The 24,790-nt window shown below is 54.2% G+C and carries 24 protein-coding genes and 1 other annotated feature; of the genes, 15 read left to right on the plus strand and 9 right to left on the minus strand.

The window, feature by feature from the left end:
• The first annotated feature begins 790 nt into the window (after positions 1-790).
• On the plus strand, positions 791-1,273 hold the full coding sequence (gene spy / locus FCN80_RS13065; protein ID WP_136990605.1) for an ATP-independent periplasmic protein-refolding chaperone Spy: 483 nt from the start codon (positions 791-793) through the stop codon (positions 1,271-1,273).
• A gap of 193 nt (positions 1,274-1,466) precedes the next feature.
• On the plus strand, positions 1,467-1,799 hold the full coding sequence (osmE, locus tag FCN80_RS13070) for an osmotically-inducible lipoprotein OsmE (RefSeq protein ID WP_230492655.1): 333 nt from the start codon (positions 1,467-1,469) through the stop codon (positions 1,797-1,799).
• A 79-nt stretch (positions 1,800-1,878) separates the two neighbouring features.
• Here osmE and katE read toward each other — a convergent pair whose 3' ends face one another.
• From katE to kduI, 4 genes are all read right to left on the minus strand, one after another.
• Positions 1,879-4,146, minus strand: coding sequence for a catalase HPII (katE, locus tag FCN80_RS13075; protein WP_136990606.1), 2,268 nt, complete (start codon positions 4,144-4,146; stop codon positions 1,879-1,881).
• Positions 4,147-4,555: 409 nt separating this feature from the next.
• Complete coding sequence (locus FCN80_RS13080) at positions 4,556-5,143, minus strand: metal-dependent hydrolase (RefSeq protein WP_136990607.1); 588 nt, start codon at positions 5,141-5,143, stop codon at positions 4,556-4,558.
• A 170-nt stretch (positions 5,144-5,313) separates the two neighbouring features.
• Entirely contained in the window at positions 5,314-6,075 is a 762-nt protein-coding gene (gene kduD / locus FCN80_RS13085; RefSeq protein ID WP_136990608.1) for a 2-dehydro-3-deoxy-D-gluconate 5-dehydrogenase KduD, read from the minus strand.
• A gap of 81 nt (positions 6,076-6,156) precedes the next feature.
• The gene (gene kduI, locus FCN80_RS13090) at positions 6,157-6,993 is read right to left on the minus strand and encodes a 5-dehydro-4-deoxy-D-glucuronate isomerase (protein WP_136990609.1); all 837 of its coding nucleotides are present in this window, start codon (positions 6,991-6,993) and stop codon (positions 6,157-6,159) included.
• A 238-nt stretch (positions 6,994-7,231) separates the two neighbouring features.
• Here kduI and FCN80_RS13095 point away from each other — a divergent pair, with 238 nt between their 5' ends.
• Positions 7,232-7,564 carry a cupin domain-containing protein gene (locus FCN80_RS13095; RefSeq protein ID WP_136990610.1) on the plus strand — a complete coding sequence of 111 codons (333 nt, stop codon included), beginning with the start codon at positions 7,232-7,234 and terminating at the stop codon, positions 7,562-7,564.
• Between the two features lie 45 nt (positions 7,565-7,609).
• Here the strand turns inward: FCN80_RS13095 and hxpB are convergent, their stop codons facing one another.
• Positions 7,610-8,275 (minus strand): hexitol phosphatase HxpB, encoded by a 666-nt coding sequence (hxpB, locus tag FCN80_RS13100; protein ID WP_136990611.1) that lies wholly within the window; start codon positions 8,273-8,275, stop codon positions 7,610-7,612.
• 228 nt (positions 8,276-8,503) lie between these two features.
• Between hxpB and FCN80_RS13105 the strand changes: the two genes are divergently transcribed.
• Positions 8,504-9,049, plus strand: coding sequence for a YniB family protein (locus FCN80_RS13105; protein WP_136990612.1), 546 nt, complete (start codon positions 8,504-8,506; stop codon positions 9,047-9,049).
• A gap of 43 nt (positions 9,050-9,092) precedes the next feature.
• On the opposite strand, the gene FCN80_RS13110 is transcribed toward FCN80_RS13105, so the two are convergent.
• The 4 genes from FCN80_RS13110 to robA all read right to left on the minus strand — a co-directional run bounded on the left by FCN80_RS13110 (position 9,093) and on the right by robA (position 14,103).
• Complete coding sequence (locus tag FCN80_RS13110; RefSeq protein ID WP_136990613.1) at positions 9,093-9,959, minus strand: fructosamine kinase family protein; 867 nt, start codon at positions 9,957-9,959, stop codon at positions 9,093-9,095.
• Positions 9,960-10,312: 353 nt separating this feature from the next.
• On the minus strand, positions 10,313-11,254 hold the full coding sequence (gene pfkB / locus FCN80_RS13115; RefSeq protein WP_136990614.1) for a 6-phosphofructokinase II: 942 nt from the start codon (positions 11,252-11,254) through the stop codon (positions 10,313-10,315).
• Between the two features lie 702 nt (positions 11,255-11,956).
• A complete protein-coding gene (locus FCN80_RS13120) occupies positions 11,957-12,910 on the minus strand; it encodes a hypothetical protein (protein ID WP_136990615.1) in 954 nt (317 codons plus the stop codon).
• 311 nt (positions 12,911-13,221) lie between these two features.
• Positions 13,222-14,103: an MDR efflux pump AcrAB transcriptional activator RobA gene (robA, locus tag FCN80_RS13125; protein WP_136990616.1), complete on the minus strand. Its 882-nt coding sequence runs from the start codon at positions 14,101-14,103 to the stop codon at positions 13,222-13,224.
• Positions 14,104-14,541: 438 nt separating this feature from the next.
• Here robA and thrS point away from each other — a divergent pair, with 438 nt between their 5' ends.
• The 11 genes from thrS (at position 14,542) to FCN80_RS13180 (ending at position 24,768) form a co-directional block, all read left to right on the plus strand.
• Positions 14,542-16,470 carry a threonine--tRNA ligase gene (gene thrS / locus FCN80_RS13130; protein WP_136990617.1) on the plus strand — a complete coding sequence of 643 codons (1,929 nt, stop codon included), beginning with the start codon at positions 14,542-14,544 and terminating at the stop codon, positions 16,468-16,470.
• A gap of 3 nt (positions 16,471-16,473) precedes the next feature.
• Entirely contained in the window at positions 16,474-17,016 is a 543-nt protein-coding gene (infC, locus tag FCN80_RS13135; RefSeq protein ID WP_136990618.1) for a translation initiation factor IF-3, read from the plus strand.
• A 102-nt stretch (positions 17,017-17,118) separates the two neighbouring features.
• The gene (gene rpmI, locus FCN80_RS13140; RefSeq protein WP_136990619.1) at positions 17,119-17,316 is read left to right on the plus strand and encodes a 50S ribosomal protein L35; all 198 of its coding nucleotides are present in this window, start codon (positions 17,119-17,121) and stop codon (positions 17,314-17,316) included.
• Positions 17,317-17,358: 42 nt separating this feature from the next.
• On the plus strand, positions 17,359-17,715 hold the full coding sequence (gene rplT / locus FCN80_RS13145; RefSeq protein ID WP_136990620.1) for a 50S ribosomal protein L20: 357 nt from the start codon (positions 17,359-17,361) through the stop codon (positions 17,713-17,715).
• Between the two features lie 106 nt (positions 17,716-17,821).
• Positions 17,822-17,945: a sequence feature (Phe leader region), on the plus strand.
• Positions 17,827-17,871, plus strand: coding sequence for a pheST operon leader peptide PheM (pheM, locus tag FCN80_RS26605; protein ID WP_001386830.1), 45 nt, complete (start codon positions 17,827-17,829; stop codon positions 17,869-17,871). It overlaps the preceding feature by 45 nt.
• A 91-nt stretch (positions 17,946-18,036) precedes the next feature.
• Positions 18,037-19,020 (plus strand): phenylalanine--tRNA ligase subunit alpha, encoded by a 984-nt coding sequence (pheS, locus tag FCN80_RS13155; RefSeq protein ID WP_136990621.1) that lies wholly within the window; start codon positions 18,037-18,039, stop codon positions 19,018-19,020.
• Positions 19,021-19,034: 14 nt separating this feature from the next.
• Positions 19,035-21,422, plus strand: coding sequence for a phenylalanine--tRNA ligase subunit beta (gene pheT / locus FCN80_RS13160; protein ID WP_136990622.1), 2,388 nt, complete (start codon positions 19,035-19,037; stop codon positions 21,420-21,422).
• Positions 21,423-21,426: 4 nt separating this feature from the next.
• Positions 21,427-21,723, plus strand: coding sequence for an integration host factor subunit alpha (gene ihfA / locus FCN80_RS13165; RefSeq protein ID WP_011411244.1), 297 nt, complete (start codon positions 21,427-21,429; stop codon positions 21,721-21,723).
• Positions 21,724-22,014: 291 nt separating this feature from the next.
• Positions 22,015-23,034: a DUF2502 domain-containing protein gene (locus FCN80_RS13170; RefSeq protein WP_136990623.1), complete on the plus strand. Its 1,020-nt coding sequence runs from the start codon at positions 22,015-22,017 to the stop codon at positions 23,032-23,034.
• Between the two features lie 103 nt (positions 23,035-23,137).
• On the plus strand, positions 23,138-24,139 hold the full coding sequence (btuC, locus tag FCN80_RS13175; protein WP_136990624.1) for a vitamin B12 ABC transporter permease BtuC: 1,002 nt from the start codon (positions 23,138-23,140) through the stop codon (positions 24,137-24,139).
• Between the two features lie 77 nt (positions 24,140-24,216).
• Positions 24,217-24,768: a glutathione peroxidase gene (locus tag FCN80_RS13180; protein ID WP_136990625.1), complete on the plus strand. Its 552-nt coding sequence runs from the start codon at positions 24,217-24,219 to the stop codon at positions 24,766-24,768.
• Positions 24,769-24,790 lie beyond the last annotated feature (22 nt).

The following is a 24,790-nucleotide window of genomic DNA, read 5'->3' on the forward strand; positions in this document are numbered from 1 at the left end:
TGATCTGCCTTCTCAGAATTGCTCGGACCGATGGGCGTTCACTGGATTGTCGTCGTATGTCATGAGGGTTTTTGAAAATGGCTGGTCAGTTCTTGCTAATTTTATTGAACGCTCACATTTCAAGACATCGTCCGACTACTCATCTATAGGTGATGTGGGAGATAAAAACAATTTCCTTTTTTACCATTGACAATGTTTCATTGGGAATCCGTTGAATAGCCACGTATCATTGCGCGCATTTTATCATATTCTTTACGTTGGGAATCCCGTCCAATAGGGGAGGTTTTCGTCCTGGCGACTAAAAAAAGAGAAAGGTTTACATAGTGTTATGTCTGTTCATTGTAACGCTGCCGTGAGCCGAGAGATCCTACGGGTGTTTTTGACGGGCCGCCCTGGGCAATTCGTCGGCCGTGTGCCGGACCGCTGCGCTGCCACTTGACTTATCTATAGTTTCAATATTATTCGGTTTGTTCGCATTAGTGTGATTTGGATAATACTTGTAACGCTTTACAAACATAATCTTCATGATTTCTCCATGATTTTAGGCTAATTAGCCATTGCCCTTTAATTTATTTACGCTGGCTAGCGTTACTTTAGATTATTACGTGTAATCTTATTTCCGTAAGACACATTGTTGTCGAGAATACTTCCCGGCAATCTAAAATTCGACATCCTTTATACGGTCTCCAGGCGGTCAGCGTCAATTCCCCGATAGCGGAGAAAACACCGCGGCGTGGGCGTCGGAGAGACGGCAGGAAGGGTGAAGAGTATCAGCGAAGATGAGGAAATTATGCGTAAATTAACCGCGTTGGCGATAGCTTCCACCCTGTTGCTGGGAGGCGCGCAACTGGCGTCCGCGGCCGATAGCACGGCCGCTCCGTCCACCAACGGTCAACCAGCCGCCGGTGGAATGATACGCCATCATGAGCATCCTGGTCCGATGGTGGATTATATGTTCAAGGGTTTAAATCTGACCACCCAGCAACGCCAGCAGATGCGGGATATTTTCCGTGAATCCCGTAAAGAGATAAAAATGCCGTCTCAAACGGAACGTCAGCAAATGCATGACATTATCGCGTCGGACAGTTTCGATTCCACCAAAGCCCAGACGTTCGTAAACTCCATTTCCGAGGAGCAGAACCAACGGATGCTAGCCCGGCTTGAGATGCAAAACAAGATGTATAATGTACTGACCCCGGAACAGAAGCAAACTTTCAATACCCGCTTCCAACAGCATTCCGATAAATTAGCCCAACGCGCCGCGGCGAAATAACCGCCCCGGCGAGCCCTTGGTTTGATGGCGCCATCCCGGTCTTTCGCCGGTATGGCGTCCGGTGGCGCCAGCAGGGCAATACATTAGGGTTTGCCTAGGAAAAGTAAGAAAAAGTCACTTCCCGTTGCGCTGCAATTTGAAAAAAAGCCTTTTGCCATCTAGGCTTAACGTGACGAACAACAAAAGAGGTGACATGATGAATAACAAACTGGCTTTAGCTTTCACTACCGCGGCTGCATTAACTGTACTTTCCGGTTGTACGCTTTATGACCGGGCCGACAGTTACATGAAAAAACCGGTGGTCAGCGACGTCAAGAAAGGCATGACCAAAGAACAGGCCCGCGCCATCGGCGGTATGCCCGCCACCACGGCGACCATGGTGAATGCCCGCGGCACTTGCGACACGTATATCCTTGGCACGCGCGATGGCAAACCGATCAACTACTTCGTCAGTTATGACGATACCGGCCATGTTTTGAATAAGGGCTTCCAGACCTGTCAGGAATACGATACGAACCCGCAGTAATGCGCGTCGCGGTGCTTGTTGGAGCGCGTCTGAATGATGAGCGATAAGTGAAAATTCACTTATCGCTCATCATTTACCCTCAGGCCGGCACACCGGCGATTTTGCCGATTCTTGACCAGACCCGATGCGCCTTCAGTTGATCGAGAAATTCCGCCAGCATGGCCCCTTGCGCGGCGGAACCCTCGCAGATGCCTTCCTCGGGTAAATCGGTCAGTCCCAATTGCTGCTTAAAGCGCTTGGCGTCGCCGCTCAATCCTATGACTTTGAGGTGCTTGAACGCCTCTAAAATAAAATGGCGGGCGGCTCCGTCCAGCAATAAGGCGTCCATATTGCCGTCCGGCACGATAACGGCATCGACGCTGACCGAGGGCGAGCCATCGAACGTTGCGTCGATAGGCAGGGTGGAGCCATCGTTGGCAAACACGCTGCCGCCGTGTCCGGCCAACAGCTTCACATGGACGCCCGCGGCTTTTAGCGCCTGCATGACATCCAGCACATCGGCGGCATTAACGCCGTCGCTAAGCAACAGCGCCACCAACCGGCCTTTAACCGAACCGGCGCCGCTCGCGTACAGACTGAGCGTCGGATCCTGGGTCACGCCGTTAACGGGGCCTGGCGGAGATATCCTGCGCGTTTCCTCAGGCAGACTATAGCCCAGTTTGGCCGACACCCGTTCGGCCAGGGTTAAATCCACCCGAGCCAGCAAATCCATCACGCGCTCGCGGATATAAGGTCGGCTAAGTTTGCCAAGTTCAAAAGCGAAAGCATCCACCATATGGGCTTGTTCAGCCGGGGTCTGGCTGAGCCAGAACAAACGTGGCTGTGAATAATATTCCAAGAATGAATCGCTGCGGGCGCGGATTTTATTGCCGTCGACGCGTTCTTGGTAGGAGGCGAATCCACCCTCCGCCGGCGTTGTTTCGCGCGGCCAATTATCATTAATGGAATTGGGGCCGTAAGCGGCCGGATTGGTATCGATATCCTGCCGGTGCATGCCGTCACGCTGGAAATTATGATAGGGGCAGACCGGCCGGTTAATGGGAATTTCGTGGAAATTCGGTCCGCCAAGCCGGCTGATTTGCGTATCGGTATAGGAGAACAATCGCCCTTGCAGCAAGGGATCGTTGCTAAAGTCGATACCGGGAACGATATGTCCGGGATGGAAGGCCACTTGTTCGGTTTCGGCAAAAAAGTTGTCCGGATTGCGATCGAGGGTCATCTTGCCAACGATTTCCACCGGCACCAAAGCTTCGGGGATAAGCTTGGTTGCATCCAGCAAGTCGAAATCGAAGTTGTGCTCATCTGCCTGCGGTATCACTTGCAAACCCAACTCGTATTCCGGATAGTCGCCGGCTTCGATGGCCTCCCACAGATCGCGGCGATGGAAATCGGGATCTTTGCCGGCCAGTTTTTGCGCCTCGTCCCATACCAGCGAGGCTTTGCCGGCCACCGGTTTCCAATGGAAACGAACAAAAACGGCCCGCCCCTGGGCATTAATAAGCCGGAAGGTATGGATGCCAAAGCCCTCCATTGTACGATAGCTGCGGGGAATACCGCGATCCGACATGGCCCAGAAGACGTTATGCAGGGTTTCCGGCTGTAATGACACGTAATCCCAGAAGGTATCGTGGGCGGTGGCGCCCTGGGGAATTTCGTTATGCGGCTCGGGTTTGACCGCATGCACGAAATCGGGAAACTTCAGGGCATCCTGAATGAAAAACACCGGCGTGTTATTGCCGACCAAATCAAAATTGCCTTCATCAGTGTAGAATTTGGTGGCGAACCCACGGATATCACGGACAGTATCCGCCGAACCACGAGAACCCTGTACCGTGGAAAATCGCACGTAAACCGGTGTCTTGACCGCCGGATCCTGGAGAAATAGCGCTCGAGTGATATCGGCGAGCGGCCGATAAACCTGAAAAAAACCATGCGCGGCTGAGCCGCGGGCGTGGACAATGCGTTCCGGAATACGCTCATGGTCGAAATGGGTGATTTTTTCCCGTAAGATAAAGTCTTCAAGTAATGTCGGGCCCCGGCTTGCGCCGCGCAAGGAATTCTGGTCATCGGAAATTTTAACGCCTTGATTGGTGGTCAAGGGCTGCCGGTCTCCGTTTTTCCGTTGCGTCGCGAGGCTATCAAGTTTTGCGTTGCTGTTTTGCGGGCTTTTATACGAGCCGGAGGCGGTGGGTTGTTTGCCCGGACCCGAGGGCGCCGACGCGGGTTTATGGCTATTATCATCCGGCGCGAGATGGCCGAGACCCGGCCGCGCGGAATTGCCGTTAGGAGCGGGCGCCATAGGGGACGACGTTGCCTGAGGTTGGGAAGAATCCGTGGGTTTGGACATGAACATTGCTCCTCTTAACAAAGGGAAATCATTGCGACAGGCCGCCATGGCCCTTATCTGGCGATTACGGATTGCGGCGAGACGCTTTCGCGCCCCGTGATAATGGCAAAAAGACGCCCACGGGTATGGCACCCGTTATTAGCGCGCTAAACGAAAGTTATCGCCGCGATGCAATTCGACGTCTTTAGAGTATAGAACAGATTAGCCAATCAGCAGGAAGGTCCTTTTTTGAGGCGGTAACACGTAGGCTGGATTTGAAAATAAGCCAAACGAAGCGTTCCGTTATTTCGCTGGCGGTTCTTCGTGAATATCACTGAAATTTAATTATTAAGACGATCAATATTTAATATTGATTTTATTGTGTTGCGGCGTTGCCCCGATGCGATGGTCATTAGCTGGAGTATCAGCGTTAAATACCGCGGCCGGGGAAAACGTTGCCCCGGACTTTATGCCATAGCGCTTGCACCGAATCCGGTACGGTGATTGTCGTGGTGAGCGGCATACCTTGGGGATGCTGTACGGCGAATACCAATATGGCCAGGCAAATGATCCGCTCCAGTTGATGGCCTTTGACCGACACGATAATCGGCAGGCGGAATCGCCATCGGCAAGGCCACAGTAGGGGCACGCCCGCAGGCGTCAGCATATCGGCGAAAATGTGGCTGAGATAGCCGATGATCATACCGTGCAGGGCATCAAGGGGAATCAGCCTGTTCGGTTCAAATTTCAGGCCAAACAACGCCACGCCGGCGACGATGGCCAACAGGCTATGGGTAAAACCGCGGTGGCCGAACAAGCGCGCGATAGGCGTTGACAACCATCTAAGTCGCTGGCCGAGGAAGGACTGTGGATGATCGATATCCGGCAACAGGCAGGTAAGCAATGCGCCGGCCACGATATGCCACCAATCCCCTTGGGCAAGCGCTGGCGTGAACTCCATTTTTTTCGCGAGAATGGCGCTCGCCACGGCAAAAATCAGGTGCCCTTCAGCGGTCATGGCATCGGCGTTCTTTATGGCTGGTCATTTGTCCAGTATAAAGTAATCATTAGGCGGGCGGGAAGAGTTACATCGTAACTTTTCGCGAATGTGGGAGTGGCCTTGCGGCGAATGTAAGCGGGACAAGCGAACATCCGGTCGACGCACGTTACCGCCGACCGGATCTTATTTTAGCGTGCCAGCCAGCCTCCGTCGACGGCAAGGGTATAGCCGTTGATATAATCGGAAGCGGAAGAGGCCAGGAATACCGCCGGACCTTTGAGATCCTCCGGCAAACCCCAGCGACCGGCCGGGATGCGCTCAAGGATTTCCTTGCTGCGATCTTCGTCGGCGCGCAACTGCTGGGTATTGTTGGTTGCCATGTAGCCAGGCGCCAATGCATTAATATTGATGCCGTGTTTGGCCCATTCATTGGCCAGTAGCCGGGTTACCCCCATGACCGCGCTTTTGGAGGCGGTATAGGAGGGCACCCGAATGCCGCCTTGGAACGAAAGCATGGAAGCGATGTTGATGATTTTTCCGCCTTTGCCTTGTTTGATAAACTGACGGGCCACCGCCTGGGACATGAAAAAGACTGTTTTAATATTGATATTCATCACGTCGTCCCAGTTTTTCTCACTGAATTCAATCGCATCCTCGCGGCGAATGATACCGGCGTTATTCACCAGAATATCGACATGACCAAACTCGGCGACGGCCTTTTCGACGATGGCGGGGATGGCGTCGGTTTTCATCAGATCGGCGGTCAGGCTCAGGAACCGACGCCCCATAGCAGTCACCTTGCCGATGGTGTCGTTCGGATCGACAATATTAACGCCGACAATATCGCAGCCGGCTTCGGCCAGGCCGATCGCCATACCCTGACCCAAACCGGTGTCGCAACCCGTGACCAGCGCGATTTTTCCCGATAAATCAAATGTGTCTAAAATCATACTTTGCCTCATTGACGGCGGCTGCTCCCAGCCGCGGCAGCGTATCGAACACGCCGGGACCGCCCCGGCAGAATGTCGCCTTCAGCGTAGTTCGCTGACCTTGACGTGATCCATATCGTTGAACACCTGGTTTTCGCCCACCATACCCCAAATGAAGGTATAGCTTTTGGTACCGACGCCCGCATGAATCGACCAACTCGGGGAAATCACCGCCTGTTCGTTATGCACCAGAAGATGGCGGGTTTCCTGCGGTTGTCCCATCATATGGAAAACGGCGGTTTCTTCGTCCATATCAAAATAGAAATAGACCTCCATCCGTCGCTCATGAGTATGGCAAGGCATGGTATTCCACAGGTTGCCTTCGGCAAGTTTGGTCAGCCCCATGGTCAGTTGGCAGGTTGGCAGCACATCGGGAACGATAAACTTGTTGATGGTTCGGCGGTTGCTGGCGGCGTTATCGCCGAGCGTCTGTCCAGACGCTTCCGCCAGGGTGATTTTACGGTTTGGATAGGGGGTGTGGGCCGGCGCGCTATTGTAATAGAATTTGGCCGGTTTGGCGGCATCGACACTGGAAAACCGCACGTCCTTGGCGCCCATGCCGACGTACAGGGCTTCCTGATGGCCAATCTCAAAGGTTTTACCGTCGACCACGATAACGCCGGGGCCGCCGATATTAATCACGCCCAACTCGCGGCGTTCCAGAAAATAACCCACTCCCAGTTGTTTGCCCACTTCGCTGCCGATACTCACCGTCTTGCTGATGGGTTTGATACCGCCGACGATAATACGGTCAATATGGCTATACGTCATGGTATAGGTATCGGCCGCAAAGATGTTTTCGATAAGGAACTGGCTGCGCAACCCTTCGGTATCCAGTTGTTTGGCATGGTCGCTATGGATGCTTTGGCGGACTTGCATAATATGAATGCCTCTCTTTCGGAACTGACTTCGCTATGAGGATGTTTTCACCTGAGATGCTGGCATCATAGTGCGATAGGGATGTGAATTCAATAAAAATGAAATAATGTTTTATTTATTTTTTGAGAGATGTCATGATTTTGATGTTTTCCGTTTTTTTTCCATCTCACCGGCCTTAAAATGCGGCGGTGACGGTTTTTTTCCTTACAGAATTTGCCTAGCGGCAAACGGGAGCAATATGAAAGCCTTTTTTATCAATGACGAAACCCCCTGGGAACAGCTGGGGGAGGGGGTAAAACGCAAGGTCATGACCTGGAGCGATGATCTCATGATGGTGTGCGTGCATTTTGCCAAAGGCGCCATCGGCACGGCGCATCGGCACGATATCCATGATCAGATAGCCTATGTCGCCGCGGGCAGTTTCGAAGTGGAAATCGAAGGTGAGAAGCGGATTCTGAAGGCCGGCGACGCTTATCGCGCGGTTAAGCACGAAATGCACGGCGTGGTAGCGCTGGAAGACGACAGTATGCTTATCGACACCTTTACCCCCAAGCGCGCGGATTTTCTCTAGCCGACCCGTGGACGGCCATGATCCGGCCGCGGTTTTAGGGCCTGCCTAGCGCAGGTGTTCGGCGGACAAGTCCGTAAGCGAGTCGAGTCGGACATCGGCCAATACCCAGCGGGGATCGGCGCGATAGGCCGGGTCGGGCACGACGATGGAGCGCATTCGCGCCGCTTTGGTGGCAATCATGCCATTAAATGAATCTTCAAGGGTGGTGCAGCGCTCCGGCAATACGCCCAGCCTGTCGGCCGCCAATAGATAAACCTCGGGGTGCGGCTTGCTATAAGGCAGTCGTTCGGCGGAGCAGATTTCAGCGAAATAATGGCGCACCTGGAAAATTTCCAGAACGCTTTCCAGCATGAACAACGGCGATGCCGAAGCCAGGCCGATTTTCAAGGAGCACTCCGCCGCGATGTCCAACGCCTGACGCACCCCCGGCAACAGCGGCCGCCGTTCATCGATAAGATTTACGGTACGCCGGATAATGCGCAGGGTAACCTCTTCCTGGGATACCCCCTCCCACGGGCTCATGGCATACCACATTTTAACCACATTATCGATGCGTAATCCCAGTGTATCGGGTAATTGTTCCCCTTTGGCGATATCCAGTCCCATGGCGGCAAAGGTCTCCAGTTCCGCCTGGTGCCAAAGAGGCTCGGAATCGATAATCAGACCATCCATATCAAATATGACCGCTTCCTGTGGTAACAATGTCGGCATGCAACAGCTCCTTTAGGGTGAGAACATAAGGGCAACAGGGTATCATCTCTTGGCGATGAAGGGGATGGCGGGCGGAAGTAATAAATACATAAAAAAGCGGAGTTAATCACGCTATACTCGTCATACTTCGCGGGGCGATTTTGAGCCTATGCCCTCATCGCCTATGACGGGTATGCATAATGGATAAACTTAATCGCACGGGTTGGCGTCGATTGATAAGGGGAGCGCATGACGTATCAACAAGCCGGCCGTCTGGCCGTGATCAAGCGGTTGGCGGGATGGATAATTTTTATACCGGCTTTACTCTCGACACTGATTTCATTGCTGAAATATCTTTATCAGCATGCGGAACAAAACAAAGGGATTAACGCCGTCGTTTCTGATTTTTTTCATGTCATGATCGATATGCTGCGGTTTAATACGCCATTTCTCAACATGTTCTGGTATAACTCGCCGCAACCGACTTTTGAGCGCGCCCTGTTCGACGGCAATATCGGTTTCTGGGTAGTCTACGTTCTGATTTTCGTCGGTCTGGCGCTACAGGCGTCCGGCGCGCGCATGTCGCGGCAGGCCAAGCATGTCCGTGAAGGCGTCGAGGATCAAATGGTGCTTGAACAGGCCAGGGGATCAGAGGGCCTGAGCCGCGCGCAACTGGAGGAAAAAATCATCATGCCGCGGCACACCATATTTTTGCAGATTTTCCCGCTGTATGTTTTGCCCGTCGTCATCGCCGTTATCGGCTATTTTATCCTTAAATTGCTGGGCATGTTGTGATTACCGGCCGGCAAGCCGGAAAGAACGGGCTTGCCGCCGGCCGTCAGGCGCCGTCGCTTAAAACCCGATCCAGCGCCTGCTCGGCGGCGGCAATATGCTCGCCGCCGAACAGACAGGCACGGTTCAGCAGGTAATACAGCTGGTAGACCGGTTGGCGATGGATAAACCCTCTGTCCAGCGGCCAGACGCTTTGATAGCCATCGTAGATTTGCGGCAAGAGTTCCGGATAAAGCGGCAGCATGGCCAGATCGCACTCCCGATCGCCCCAATAACAGGCGGGATCGTAAAGGTAGCAGCCCAAAGGGCTGTTGGCGCAGTTGTCCGGCCACAAATCGCCGTGTAGCAGCGAAGGCTGAGGCTGGTGATCGCGCAGCAGGAAAGCGATATGCGCGATGACATAATCAATATCGCCGTAACGCAATCCTTTCTCAGCGGCCAATTGCAGTTGCCAACCGATGCGCTGTTCGGCATAAAATGTCGCCCAGCGACGCTGCCAGGCATTGGGTTGGGTTATCGTGGAGAGGTCATTGTCAAAATCGAGACCAAACTGCGGTTGCTCGCTCCATTGATGCAACCGCGCCAATTGCTGCCCGAGGCAATAGGCGCCATGGGCGTCGAATGGTCTTTCAGGCAGAAATTCCATAAGCAGAAAACTGTAGTCCCTGTCGCTGCCGACGCCATACACTTTTGGCACCCGCACGGTCTTGCTGCGGGCCAGCATAGCCAATTGATCGGCTTCGCTAGTGAATTTTTGCAGCATATCCCGGTTATCGCTTTTGACGAACACCTCGTGATCCCCAAAGCGGATGTACCAGGTCGGATGCAGTTCGCCGCCGGGCAATTCCCGACGCTCAAGAATGCCGTCGCCGGTCAGGGCTTCGGCCAACAGGCGTTCAATGGCGTGCCACATGAAAATCTCCCCCTAAAGTTATCCTGCCGGTCAAGGTCTGAAACTTTGCTGACAATGAGTCAGATCGGCTCCGTCAAGAAAACGGCGGCGGCCGATGGAACAAAACCGGTCTTGGCCGGAATCGGGCGCTGACCGAACCGGGTTCCATTAGAGAAGAGCGCGCCGGAAAGTTTGCTTGGATTGCAATTTGGTTCCCTGGTGACGCTTCGTGTGAGTGTTGTTGCTTATATAGTCAATGTCAACCGTTTCTTGCTTCGGCCTGGCGCTTTTACCGCGCAATGGCAAAAATTGTCCGCCTGCCGGCCTCATCGCGCCGCGTAAGGACATAAGCGCGATGGTGCTTGAGAAAGCGCTCAAAGAATACTGGTCTGGCAAAGGTATTGATAGATACGCAGCGTATCGTCACGAGTGCAAAGCCGGGTACCTTTGTGTAAGGTGGCCGCGCTGCCGGCCGCCACGCCGTAGCGCGCCATCTCCAATAAATCGGCCTTTTCGGCCAGTTTCAACGTCATTGCGCCCACCATGCTATCCCCCGCGCCGACCGTGCTCAGTTTTTTTACCGGCGGGGGGACGATTTGCAGGGTCTGGTCATGGTCGGCCACCAGGGCGCCCTGCGGGCCGAGCGACACCACGACGCGCTCGGCGCCGCCGTGGGCGACGATGTCCGATGCCGCTTGTTTGACCGACTGTGGATCATCAAGACTGTGTCCGACCATTTCGGCCAGTTCTTTCTGATTGGGTTTGACCAGCGCCAGGTTTCCCACCGCCAGACACGCCGCCAGGGCGGGACCGGAACTGTCTATTACGCAACGCAATCCCTGGGATTGCGCGGTTTTCAGCAAGTGTTGCAGATTTTCCACTCCGATGCCCGGCGGCAGACTGCCGCTTATCACAAACAGCGAGTCGCGGGGCAGCGCGGCCAGCCGATGTTCGAACGTGGCGAACTCCTGATCGGTAAGATGGGCGCCGGGCATGACAAAACGGTATTGTTCGCCGGTACTTTCCACATGCACATGCAAGTTTTGCCGGGTCCAGTCCGCGGATTCCACCGGGTCGATGTCGACGCCCTCCGCCTGTAACAATTCGGCCAAATGGCGCCCGGTGGGGCCGCCAATGGGGAACAACGCGGTCGCCTGGCCGCCAAGATGCACTATCGCCCTGGCCACATTGATGCCGCCGCCGCCCGGTTCAAACACGGGGGCCGAGCAGCGCAGCTTGCCTTCGGGATACATTCTGTCAGTGGTTGTGGCGCTGTCCAGAGAGGGTGCCAGCGTAAGGGTCGTTATCGGTGTCATAACCCGCTCCTAACTATAGATGTGCGGCCAGCATAGCACTCTTGCCCTCTGACCGTATTAGGAGAAAACGTTTTTTGCGACGAACTTGCCTCAAGTTTGTTACCCGTCTGCCGATACCGAGGGGGAAGAACAGGAGGGAACTGAATGAGTGTAAAATCCGAACGGCGCTGGAAGGTGATAAGTCTGTTTCTGTTGGTGGTGTTAGTGGTATTGACTGGGCTACTTTTTAAAACCGATGTGCCGATGTAACGGAGGGCGTCTTCGACGTTCAAGGCGATCCGGCGGCGGTTTATGGGCTTTTGTATGTGATCTGACGCAGATTTTTTTAGGAAAAATGCCATAAAGAATGATCTGGCTCTTATTATTTGTGCAAAAACACGTGTACGATTATTCTTAAAAGAAGTCAGGTGATTGTGAGGGTATCATGGAATATTTCTATCGGTTAACGTTGCCCAGCATTGTATTGATATGTATGGCATTTTGGGTCGCTGTCGTTACTGCTCTGGTGTGAAATACCTCATAATGACATGTGGATTCAAGCAAACCCGCCACGGCGGGTTTGCTGCTTTTTGGTGCAAGGCGTGATTTTTCTATTGACATTGTCATTGAAATGATAAAGAACTGAGCCAAGCATTTTTCCTGGATGTTAATCGCGCGGCTGGGTAAATGCGCCTGGCGCCCATTGCCAGTGGGAATCATGCCTCAATGACTGGCAGGAGTGGTTGTGTTGAGCCGATGGTAAAGTCGCCGACCCGAATTCTGGCACCGGATATCCTTCCCCGCCTCGAGCAGCAATCGGTAGCGTCCTGCCGTTTCGTCAATCTGACGGACAGTCAGCGAGGGCGGCGGGCATTGCTTTAAAGACTCCAGTAAACGTGTGGCCGCCAGAGCGATGCCGTAGCCTGCCGGCGGCGCCTCTTGCCGGAAAAGTCCGTCGGCCGTTGCCAGCAAGGCGGAAAGGCCTTCCTGGCAGACTTCCGTGCGATAGAGTCGCAATCCCAGAAATAACGGTCTTTCCGACGACAACGGCACGATAAACCCATTCCCGCCGGCCAGCATTCGCCCAAATGCATCGCCCCTTGCCGCCAGATCCCGCCGCCAGCGAAGCATGGCGCGGGCCATGGCGTGCTTATCGGTGAGATGCGCCGCGATGTCGTCGCCGTCACAACACATCAAGTACTTCGCGCCGACGGCCGGACAGGCGGTGTCGGCTATTAGGCAACCCACTGAGATAGCACCCAGGGGGAAGGGGGTGAAAGGCGGTTGACGGGACAAGGATTCGTCAATGATGACGACATCTTTCAACAGGGCGCGAAAACATTCCCGTCCGGCCATCAAGCCGATATAGAGTTGGCGTTCATGCATCCGCAGCGCGGCGACGGCGTAGCGCCTATTTTCCAGCGCCGCCAGCATCTCCTTTGACGAGCGGAGGGCTGAAGGCGCCAGCGCGGCGGCAAAACGGGAATAATCCGGCTCTTTCAAATAGCCGGCCACGGTTTCGGCAATGGCGGGTATTCGATAAAAAATATCGGCCGGAGTATTACCCGCGTTAGTCAGATGGAGGCCGGTAAGGGGCGCCGACGCCGCCGGTTTCGTCTCGGGAGGCGCATCGGCGGGGGGGCCATTGTTGGCTAATTTATTTTGCAAGATAAACATAATATCGCACTGGTTGACTTAACATAAAAATTTACTTGGCGGACCCCACGTTGTCTCTTTGTCGCCGCGCCCGCTTGCCGCCGCGATGCAACGTGAATTATTTAGAGTATATCGCTTTCTTGACCATAAAATGAATAAAGCGGAAACCTGAATATGGCATTTCCCTCCCGGATTCTACTACCCACCCAACCTAGGGCGAGTATACATGGCCGGCGCGGCGGCCTGGCAAAAGGGCATTAACGCGTGGGGCTTGGCCGGCCTGGCGCCGATGGAACATCCATGGGGTGAAAAGTATGTCAATTGAAGACGAATTATTTTACGTGGTTCCGTTTTACCGGTAAAAAATAGTCGCAGTGAATCATTCGGGTTTGTAATGGTGAAGGTACCAAATCCCTGGCACAAAAACGTTCTATTCCAATCCCTTTCCGGCGAGTCAAACCGAGCATGGGGAGATAGGTGCCATACAGAGTCATAATAAAATCCTGGAGTTCCTCCGTGGGGCCGTCGAAAGTAAACTGGGCATAATCGCCGCCCTCCAATTCCATTAACTGTCCATAAATAAAATTACCCCGCATCTGCGCATAATCCACCGCCGTGGTGTAAAAAACTTCCTGCTCATCCTCTTTACTGTGGCTGGGGCGGATATGATGCAATCCATATAAAACGGGAGGTATGAAGCCTGCCTGTCGAATATATTGACTCCAGAATCGTAACCGGAATTTGGCGCGATAATATCCCACTTGCTCCAGATTGCAGGTATAACTTTGTGTCACGCCCATTAATTTCATCGGTTGCAGTGTGATAAATCGCGGCGACGGCAAAGGTGGCGAATCTAGCAGGATCGGCGGACAAATAGTGGTGGTGTCCCATTCTTCCAGACGGCGATAGCGCGCGGGCGTGGTGGCGAACTGGCGGCGGAATGCCCGGGTAAAGGTTTGTTGCGAATCAAAATGGTATTGCAGGGCGATATCCAAGATTGGCAGACTGGTCAGCCGTAGGGCGACCGAGGCCTGGGAGAGTTTTCTCGCCCTGATATAGGCGCCCATGGCCTGGCCGGTGGCTTCTTTGAACATCCGTTGTAAATGCCATTTTGAATAACCGGACTTAGCGGCGACATCATCAAGGGATAGGGGAAGGTTTAAGCTTTTCTCGATCCAGGATAATACACCACGAATAATTTCGGTTTGATCCATTACAAATCTCATCGGGCAATAAAAAAAATATCATAACATTTTTTTATGATGTGCTAATAAATGGCGCATTTTTTGTTAATTTTTTATGTCAATATTTCTATTGTTACGTTTTGTAATTCGCATTATTTATGTTTTGACAATCCGGCGTTTCTTGCGGCGGGGTGAGTTAACGGCCCCCGCGGCGGTTTCCCTCGCATTAAACCAAAATTGGCGAGTTCCGACCGGCAAAAAGTTTCTCCCACAAAGTAAGAAATGCTAACATAGCCCCCTCAAATTGTGAGCCAGCCGGATATCAATGACTGTGCGGTTTGTGAACCCCTGTAGGGCCAATCTGACGAATGTGGGTGAGATGGTCATACAACTAATTGAAAATTAACCGTAATTGAATTTGTATGTGATCTTGCGTGTGGATCACCACTGCAACCTAAGGAAAAAATCATGCCAGTAATTACCTTGCCCGACGGAAGTCAGCGTCCTTACGGGCACCCCGTATCCCCTCTCGACGTCGCCCGCGATATCGGCCCGGGCCTGGCCAAGGCCTGCATTGCCGGACGAGTCAACGGCGAACTGGTGGATGCCGTCGATATGATTACCGAGGATGCGCAACTTGCCATTATCACCGCCAAGGATGAAGCCGGACTGGAGATCATCCGCCATTCCTGCGCGCACTTGCTGGGGCATGCCATCAAACAGCTTTGGCCCGATACCAAAATGGCGATCGGTCCGGTAATCGATAAAGGTTTTTACTACGACGTCGATTTGGATCGCACCCTGACGCAGGAAGATATCGATCTGCTGGAAAAGCGGATGCATGAGCTGGCCGAACAAGACTACGACGTTATTAAAGAAAAAGTCAGTTGGCAGCAAGCGCGGGAGGTCTTTGTCGCCCGTGGCGAAACCTACAAGGTGGCGATCCTCGACGAAAATATCAGCCATGACGATCGTCCGGGACTGTATCATCACCAGGAATATATCGACATGTGCCGCGGCCCGCATGTGCCGAATATGCGTTTTTGCCATTTCTTCAAATTACAGAAGATTTCCGGCGCTTACTGGCGTGGCGACAGCAAAAACAAGATGCTGCAGCGTATTTACGGCACGGCCTGGGGAGACAAAAAGCAGCTCGCCACCTACCTCCAGCACCTGGAGGAGGCCGCCAAGCGCGATCACCGCAAGATTGGTAAGCAACTCGATCTTTACCACATGCAGGAAGAGGCGCCTGGCATGGTATTCTGGCACAATGACGGCTGGATCGTGTTTCGCGAGCTGGAAGCCTTTGTGCGGATGAAACTTAAAGAGTACCAGTATCAGGAAGTCAAAGGCCCCTTCATGATGGACCGGGTGCTCTGGGAAAGGACCGGTCACTGGGAAAACTATGCCGAACACATGTTTACCACCTCGTCGGAAAATCGCGAATATTGCATCAAACCGATGAACTGTCCCGGACACGTGCAAATTTTCAACCAAGGCCTGAAATCCTACCGGGATTTGCCGTTGCGCATGGCCGAGTTCGGCAGTTGCCATCGCAATGAGCCCTCAGGTTCGCTGCATGGACTGATGCGGGTGCGGGGGTTCACCCAGGACGACGCGCATATTTTTTGTACCGAGGACCAGGTGCGCGATGAGGTCAACAATTGCATCAAAATGGTGTATGATATATACAGCACGTTTGGTTTTGAAAAAATCCTGGTCAAACTGTCCACTCGTCCGGAAAAACGTATCGGCAGCAATGAAATATGGGATCGGGCGGAGCAGGACCTGGCTGCGGCATTGACGGAAAACGGCATTGCCTTTGAATTCCAGCCGGGTGAAGGGGCGTTTTATGGTCCTAAAATCGAATTTACCTTGCTGGATTGCCTGGATCGTGCTTGGCAATGTGGTACGGTGCAATTGGACTTTTCATTGCCCGGTCGTTTAAATGCTTCTTATATCGGTGAAAATAATGAGCGTTTGGTGCCGGTGATGATCCATCGTGCCATCCTAGGTTCCATGGAACGTTTTATCGGCATCCTGACCGAGGAATACGCGGGTTTCTACCCCACATGGCTGGCTCCTACCCAGGTTGTGGTGATGAATATCACCGATAACCAGTCAGATTACGTCGCAAAAGTGACGGAAAAATTATCCGCTGCCGGAATTCGCGTAAAAGCGGACTTGAGAAATGAGAAAATAGGCTTTAAAATCCGCGAGCATACTTTACGTCGGGTGCCTTATATGCTGGTCTGCGGTGATAAAGAAATGGAAGCGGACCAAGTTGCCGTGCGCACGCGTCGCGGTAAAGATCTGGGCAGTATCGGCGTAAGCGAGATTATCGAGAAGCTGCGGCAAGAGATTCGCAGCCGAAATCTTCATCAACTGGAGGAATAAAGTATTAAAGGCGGAAAACGAGTTCAACCGGCGCGTCCTAATCGTATCAACCGGGAAATACGCGCCGCAGAAGTTCGCCTGGCGGGTATCGACGGCGAGCAGATTGGGATTGTCAGTCTCAATGAAGCGCTTGAAAGAGCCGAGGAAGCGGGTGTGGATTTAGTTGAAATCAGCCCGAATGCCGAGCCGCCGGTTTGCCGTATCATGGATTACGGCAAGTTCCTCTACGAGAAGAGCAAATCCACCAAAGAGCAGAAAAAGAAACAAAAAGTTATTCAGGTCAAGGAAATCAAATTCCGGCCTGGTACCGATGAAGGCGACTATCAGGTAAAACTACGCAACCTGGTTCGTTTTCTGGAAGACGGCGATAAGGCCAAGATCACGCTGCGTTTTCGCGGACGTGAAATGGCGCACCAGCAAATTGGCGTTGAAGTGCTTAATCGCGTTCGCGACGATTTGAGCGAATTGGCGGTCGTGGAGTCCTTTCCGACGAAAATCGAAGGACGCCAGATGATCATGGTGCTCGCCCCCAAGAAGAAGCAGTAAGGCCCACAAGCAAGACGGCGTCCCCGCGGGCAAGGGTTCAGGGTACGCCGGCTTCGCCTTATTGTTTCATATTATCAACAATGCGCAGTAGAGAGTAGATTCATGCCTAAAATCAAGACAGTACGCGGCGCAGCCAAACGCTTCAAAAAAACCGCCTCCGGCGGCTTCAAGCGTAAGCATGCGAACCTGCGTCATATTCTGACCAAAAAAGCCACCAAGCGTAAACGTCACCTGCGTCCGAAATCCCTGGTTTCCAAAGGAGATCTGGGTCTGGTCGTCGCGTGCCTGCCGTACGCTTGATTGTCACTTCACCGGTTTACAGAATAAGACTTAGGAGAGCATATGGCTCGCGTTAAACGTGGTGTGACCGCACGTGCACGTCACAAGAAAGTACTGAAAAAAGCGAAAGGCTACTATGGAGCCCGTTCGCGTGTTTATCGTGTCGCCTTCCAGGCGGTTATCAAAGCCGGGCAGTATGCCTACCGCGATCGCCGCCAGAAGAAGCGCCAGTTCCGTCAGTTGTGGATCGCGCGTATCAACGCGGCGGCCCGTCAGAACGGTATTTCCTACAGCCGGTTCATCAATGGGCTGAAAAAGGCCTCCATTGAAATCGACCGTAAGATCCTGGCTGATATCGCTGTATTCGACAAGGCGGCCTTCACCGCCCTGGCTGAAAAAGCGAAAAGTGCGCTGGCATAAACTATTTGAAAGAGGGAGCGGGTCTCCCTCTTTTCTTATTAAGGGTTTATCTTTACACTAGCCGAAAACAACGCCATGTGCCGGCAGGACGACAAACAAGGTAATGCAAGCATGAATGCTGCTATTTTCCGTTTCTTTTTTTACTTTAGCACCTGAAGCATGGGGGCTTGCGCGTAAGAGAAGAAACGAAAAACAGCGCTGAAGCCTCCCGATGCGGAGGTTTTTTTTTGCTCGCGGTCAGCCCGGACGGGCAAACAGTCGGCCGAGCCGATACTCGCCACCTACGATCAAGCCAACAGAGGCCGGAAGAAGAGGAACGTAATGCCACATCTCGCAGAGTTGGTTGCGCAAGCCAAGGCAGCCATAGCACAAGCCCAGGATATGAACGCGCTCGATAGCATCCGCGTTGAATATCTAGGAAAAAAAGGTCATCTTACCCAACAAATGGCGAACCTTCGCGATTTGCCGGCACAAGATCGTCCCGCGGCCGGCGCGGTAATTAACCAGGCCAAGCAGGATGTGCAGCAAGCACTGAATGACCGCAAGGAGAATCTGGCGTCATTGGCGTTGTCCGCCCGGCTATCCGGGGAAAAGGTGGATGTTTCCCTGCCCGGACGGCGTAGGGAAAACGGTGGTCTGCATCCGGTCTCCCGAACCATTGCCCGTATAGAAACTTTTTTTGGCGAGTTGGGGTTTTCGGTGGCTACCGGTCCGGAAATCGAAGACGATTATCATAATTTCGACGCCCTGAATATTCCTCCACATCATCCGGCCCGCGCCGATCACGATACATTTTGGTTCGACGCCACCCGCCTGCTGCGAACCCAGACGTCCGGCGTACAGATCCGCACCATGCAAAACCAGCAACCGCCGATCCGCATCATCGCGCCGGGACGGGTATACCGCAATGACTACGACCAAACCCATACGCCGATGTTCCACCAGATGGAGGGGCTGATTGTCGATACCGATATCAGCTTTACCAATCTGAAAGGCACGCTGCATGATTTCCTGCTCAATTTTTTTGAGGAAGATTTGCAGGTACGTTTTCGTCCTTCCTACTTTCCGTTTACCGAACCCTCGGCGGAAGTGGATGTGATGGGTAAGAACGGCAAATGGTTGGAGGTATTGGGGTGCGGTATGGTTCATCCCAATGTCTTGCGCAACGTCGGTATCGATCCGGAAAAATACTCCGGCTTTGCGTTTGGCATGGGGATGGAACGATTTACCCTGTTACGTTACGGTGTCACGGATTTGCGGGCATTTTTTGAAAATGATTTACGTTTCCTCAAACAATTCAAATAAAGGCGGGATAACACATGAAGTTCAGTGAACGTTGGCTGCGTGAATGGGTGAATCCCGCTATTGATAGCGACGCGCTGGCCGAGCAGATCACCATGGCCGGTTTGGAAGTGGACGGCATGGACGCGGTGGCCGGTGTGTTCAGCGGCGTGGTGGTTGGTCAGGTCATCGCCTGCCGGCAGCATCCCAATGCCGATAAACTGCGGGTGACCCAAGTCGACATCGGCGGCGAAACGCCGCTGGATATTGTGTGTGGCGCGCCCAATTGTCGCGAGGGATTGCGGGTGGCGGTGGCGACCATCGGCGCCGTTTTGCCGGGGAACATAAAAATCAAGGCGGCCAAACTGCGGGGCGAACCTTCGCAGGGGATGCTATGCTCGTTTCGTGAGCTGGGCATGTCCGAGGATCATTCCGGTATCATTGAATTGCCCGCCGATGCGCCCATGGGCGCCGATATTCGCGATTATCTCGAACTCGACGATCACACCATTGACATCAGCGTCACGCCTAACCGGGCCGACTGCCTGGGGCTCCTGGGCATCGCCCGCGATGTCGCGGCCGTCAACCGCCTGCCGCTCAATGCTCCGCTTATCGAACCGGTGCGGGCCGTAATTGATGATACCGTCGCTATCCGCGTCGATGCGCCCGAGGCGTGCCCGCGATATCTCGGCCGGGTGGTCAAGGATTTGGATGTGACGGCGGCGACGCCGTTATGGATGAAAGAAAAATTGCGCCGTTGCGGCATTCGTTCGGTGGATGTGGTGGTGGATGTCACCAATTACGTTCTGCTTGAACTGGGGCAACCCATGCATGCCTTCGATTTGAGCCGTATCGACGGAGGCATTGTGGTCCGCCTGGCGCGCGAGGGCGAAGTATTGACGCTACTGGACGGCAGCGAAGCGACGTTGTCCCCGGATACCCTGGTGATAGCCGATCATGCCAAGGCACTGGCGATTGCTGGCATATTCGGCGGCAAATATTCCGGTATTGGCGACAAAACCCGCGACGTGGTGCTGGAATGCGCCTATTTTAATCCGCTGGCCATTACCGGTCGCGCGCGCCGTTACGGCTTGCACACTGATGCATCGCACCGATACGAGCGCGGCGTTGACCCGGCGCTGCAATACCGCGCCATGGAGCGGGCCACCGCGTTACTCATCGGTCTTTGCGGCGGTCGGCCCGGACCGGTGGTTGATGTCACCGCGAGAGAGGCATTGCCGACCCGCGCGACGATGACGCTAAGACGTGAAAAGCTCGATCGCCTGATAGGTTATCCGGTGCCGGATGCGGATGTGACCGATATCCTGACCCGGCTGGGATGCGATGTGACCGTCGGCGCCGGCAGTTGGCAAGCGGTGGCGCCCACTTGGCGTTTTGACATGGCGCTGGAGGAAGATCTGGTGGAGGAGGTGGCGCGGCTTTACGGTTACAACGCCATACCCAATGCGCCGATTCGCGCCGATTTGCGGATGACTCGCCATCGGGAAGCCGCACTTCCCCTAAACCGGGTCAAGACCCTGTTGGTGGACTACGGCTATCAGGAAGCCATCACCTACAGTTTCGTTGATCCGAATGTACAATGTTTACTGCATCCCGACCAGGCGCCGTTGATGCTGCCCAGTCCCATTTCCGCCGAGATGTCCGCCATGCGGTTATCATTATGGACGGGTTTATTGACGGCGGTGGTTTATAATCAGAATCGTCAGCAGAACCGTATTCGGCTTTTTGAAAGCGGATTGCGCTTTGTTCCTGATAATGCAGCGGACCTGGGAATTAGACAGGATCTTATGCTGGCCGGCGTGATCACCGGGCCGCGTTATGACGAACATTGGGATTTGCCGCGCCAGTCGGTGGATTTCTTCGATCTGAAAGGCGATCTTGAGGCAATACTTGAACTTACCGGCAAACTTGCCGATATTGAGTTTCGAAGTGAGAGTAATCCGGCTTTACACCCAGGGCAGAGTGCGGCATTGTATCTGAACGGGGAACGTATTGGATTTATTGGCGTTATACATCCGGAATTGGAAGTCAAACTGGATTTAAATGGCCGAACCGTCGTCTTTGAACTACTCTGGGATAAGATTTCAGAGCGTAAAGTGCCTGAAGCTTTTGACATTTCTCGCTTCCCGGCGAACCGCCGCGATATCGCCGTCGTGGTCGCCGAAAATGTCCCGGCAGCAGATATTATTGCAGAGTGCAAGAAAGTTGGCGCAAATCAGGTAGTTGGCGTAAACTTGTTTGATGTGTACCGGGGGAAGGGCGTAGCGGAAGGTTTCAAGAGTCTGGCTATCAGCCTAATATTACAGGATACCGCTTGTACACTGGAAGAAGAGGCTATTGCTTCCACCGTTGATCGATGTGTGGCGGCATTAAAACAGCGATTCCAAGCATCCTTGAGGGATTGAACCTATGGCGCTTACTAAAGCTGAAATGTCAGAATACCTGTTTGAAAAGCTCGGGCTGAGCAAACGGGATGCCAAAGAGATTGTGGAACTGTTTTTTGAGGAAGTCCGGCGCGCGCTGGAAAATGGCGAGCAGGTGAAATTATCGGGGTTCGGTAATTTCGATTTGCGCGACAAAAATCAACGGCCGGGTCGTAACCCCAAAACCGGAGAAGATATTCCCATTACCGCTCGTCGGGTTGTGACTTTCCGTCCGGGTCAGAAGCTAAAGAGCCGTGTGGAGAATGCCTCGCCTAAGGAGTGAGGCGGCATTGTCACGGCCATCTGTCGCAGGGAGGCGCCGGTTATCCACCGGCGCCGCCATTGCTCTGAATGCTTGATTCTATCTGGCTTGCCGGCATTTTGGTTAAATTTCCGCCAGCCCCTCTCCGCTGCTTTTTTTGCGCATATCATTGTAAAGAAATTATCGGTATTTCGTTAGACTTCCGTAAACCGTATTTATCCGATAGGGGCGGCGACCTGCGGTTGCTATACCCAGTAATGTCTGGGCGCAGAGTGCCGCAAGACGGATAAAATGGCTCAACCGGGAACATGTATGAACAAACAGATCGGTGTGTTTATTGCGGCTGTACTGGCTTGCGGTGTGGCGACGGCGGATGATGTGCCGGTCGCTTATGTCGCTCCTGGCGTGCTGGTCCGTATCGGCGCACAGGATCAGCGGGGTTATTTTTGGGATGGCGATGTCTGGCGCTCGCCGCAATGGTGGTACGATCATATCGATCGTCACATCGGCGAACGGAATGAGCGCGGTTGGTATTGGGATGGTTTTCAATGGCGTACCGAGCAGTGGTGGGACGAACATCAGGGAAATGATTTCGGCGAGCGCAATGAACAGGGCTGGTATTGGGATGGGTATGAATGGCGTTCCCCCCAATGGTGGGCCGACCATCAGGATAATGATTTTGGCGAGCGCAACGAATTTGGCTGGTTCTGGAGCGGCTGGCAATGGTTGCCCTTTTTGCCGGAAGGCATGATGGATAATCGTGGCCGCTATTGGGATCACGGGCATTGGTCGCCACATCGTCCCCCCGATTACGACAGGGACTACCCGCCTTATCATAGCGGCAGACGACCGCCATACCAACGTACCGGCGGCCGCCCCGCCATTGGCAATCCGCCTCCCGGCGCCGGCGGGCACCCTCCCGTCGGCAACCCGTTTCATGGCGGCGGTCCGGCGTCCAGTGGCGGCCAGCATTTAAGCACAGGCGGCAGCCCGTTCCATAATGGCGGCCAGCATGTCGGCGGCGGTCCGGCGCCCAGTGGCGGCCAGCATTTGAGCACCGGCGGCAGCCCGTTCCATAACGGCGGCCAGCATGACGGCGCCGGCGACCATCCGGCGGATAAGACGCCTTCCCATGAAAATCGCTCATATCCATCGGGCGGACAACAGGAACAACATGGCGTCGAACAGCATCATGACGTCGAACAGCATCATGGCGGCGAACAGCATCATGGCGTCGAACAGCATCATGGCGGCGAACGGCCCTCCGGCGGCGAACAGCATCATGGCGGCGTCAGGTTGCCGCCGCCCGGCACGCATCCGCGACCGAACTGATAATGACTGGCGCGGCCGTTGTCGCCGCGCCAGTCTGTTGCTTCAAGAGCAATCCCGGTAGGATAGGGTTTCCCCAAACGCTTTTGTTGACGGAACAAGGACAATGTCGGCAAGCAATCCACTTCTTAGCGAATTACAACGCCGGCAATGGCAACGAGACAGGACCAGGATGGCCTGGTTGTGCCTGTTTTTGCTTTTGGCTTTCATTATCAGTCTCTGCGCTGGAGATACCTGGTTTTGGCCGACCCGCTGGTTCAGCCAGGCCGCCGACATATTTGTCTGGCAATTACGGCTTCCCCGCGCACTGGCGGTGATGGCGGTCGGCGCGGCGCTGGCGCAGGCGGGCGCGGCGATGCAAAACATCTTCGAAAACCCCCTGGCCGAACCCGGTTTGCTCGGCATATCCAACGGCGCGGGCGTGGCACTGACGCTGGCGGTGGTGGTCGGCGGCGATGGGTTGCCGATATGGGGCCTGGGATTATGCGCCGTGGGCGGCGCCCTGGTAGTTACGGCCATCCTGCTGGTATTCGCCCGGCGTAATACGTCCAATGCCCGTTTGTTGCTGGTGGGGGTGGCGCTGGGTATTTTGTGTAGCGCTATCATGACCTGGGCGGTGTATTTCAGCACCAGCCTGGATTTGCGGCAGTTAATCTATTGGATGATGGGCGGATTCGGCGGTGTGGACTGGCGCGACGATTGGCTGATGATTTCCCTGGCGCCGGCGATCGTTTGGCTTTCCCTGCAAGGGCGCAGCATGAATTTACTGGCGTTGGGGGAACTGCCGGCCCGGCAATTGGGGGTGTCGGTCTTTATCCGGCGCAACCTGTTTGTGCTGGTGTTTGGCTGGCTGGTGGGGATCAGTGTGGCGCTGGCGGGTGTTATCGGTTTTATCGGTCTGGTGGTTCCCCATATCCTGCGACTGACGGGATTGACCGACCATCGCCGTTTGCTGCCGGGCTCTGCCCTGGCCGGCGCGGGCGTGTTGTTGTTGGCGGACGCCATAGCCCGCACCACCTTGAACGCGGCTGAATTGCCCATCGGCGTCGTAACCGCAACCCTGGGTTCGCCAATATTTATCTGGCTATTAATCAAGATAAAAGGCTAAGCTTGTGGCTCAGAGCCTATCCCGTTAGGGCCTGTTTGTTAATCCGCTTGACGCAGCGACACCTGGAGGGCGCTCAAATGAATGACAACTTGTATTCCTTGCCATTGAAGACCATTACCGGTGAAACCATTACGTTGGAGAATTTCAAGGGCTCGGTATTGCTTATCGTGAACGTCGCCTCGAAATGCGGTCTGACCGACCAATATGAGGCGCTGGAAAGCCTGTACCGGGAAAAACACGCCCAGGGATTCGAAGTGCTGGGATTCCCTTCCAATGAATTCGCCGGACAGGAACCCGGCAGCAACGAAGACATCCTGGCGTTTTGCCGCGGGACCTTCGGCGTTGAATTTCCCATGTTCAGTAAAATAGAGGTGAATGGCGACCAGCGCCATCCGTTGTACCAGGCGTTGATCGCCGCGCAACCCGAAGCCGTCATCCCCCAGGGCAGCGGTTTCTACGAGCGTCTGGCCAGTAAAGGCCGGGCGCCCAAGCACCCGCACGATATCCTATGGAATTTTGAAAAGTTCCTGGTTGGACGGGATGGTCGGGTGGTACAGCGTTTCGCGCCGGATATGCGGCCGGATGACCCGATTATTGTTAACGCCATCAGCGTGGCCTTGGCGGAATAAGCCACGTCATGCGGTCGGCGGG

The organism is Martelella alba, assembly GCF_005217455.1.
Taxonomy (GTDB): Bacteria; Pseudomonadota; Gammaproteobacteria; order Enterobacterales; family Enterobacteriaceae; genus Acerihabitans.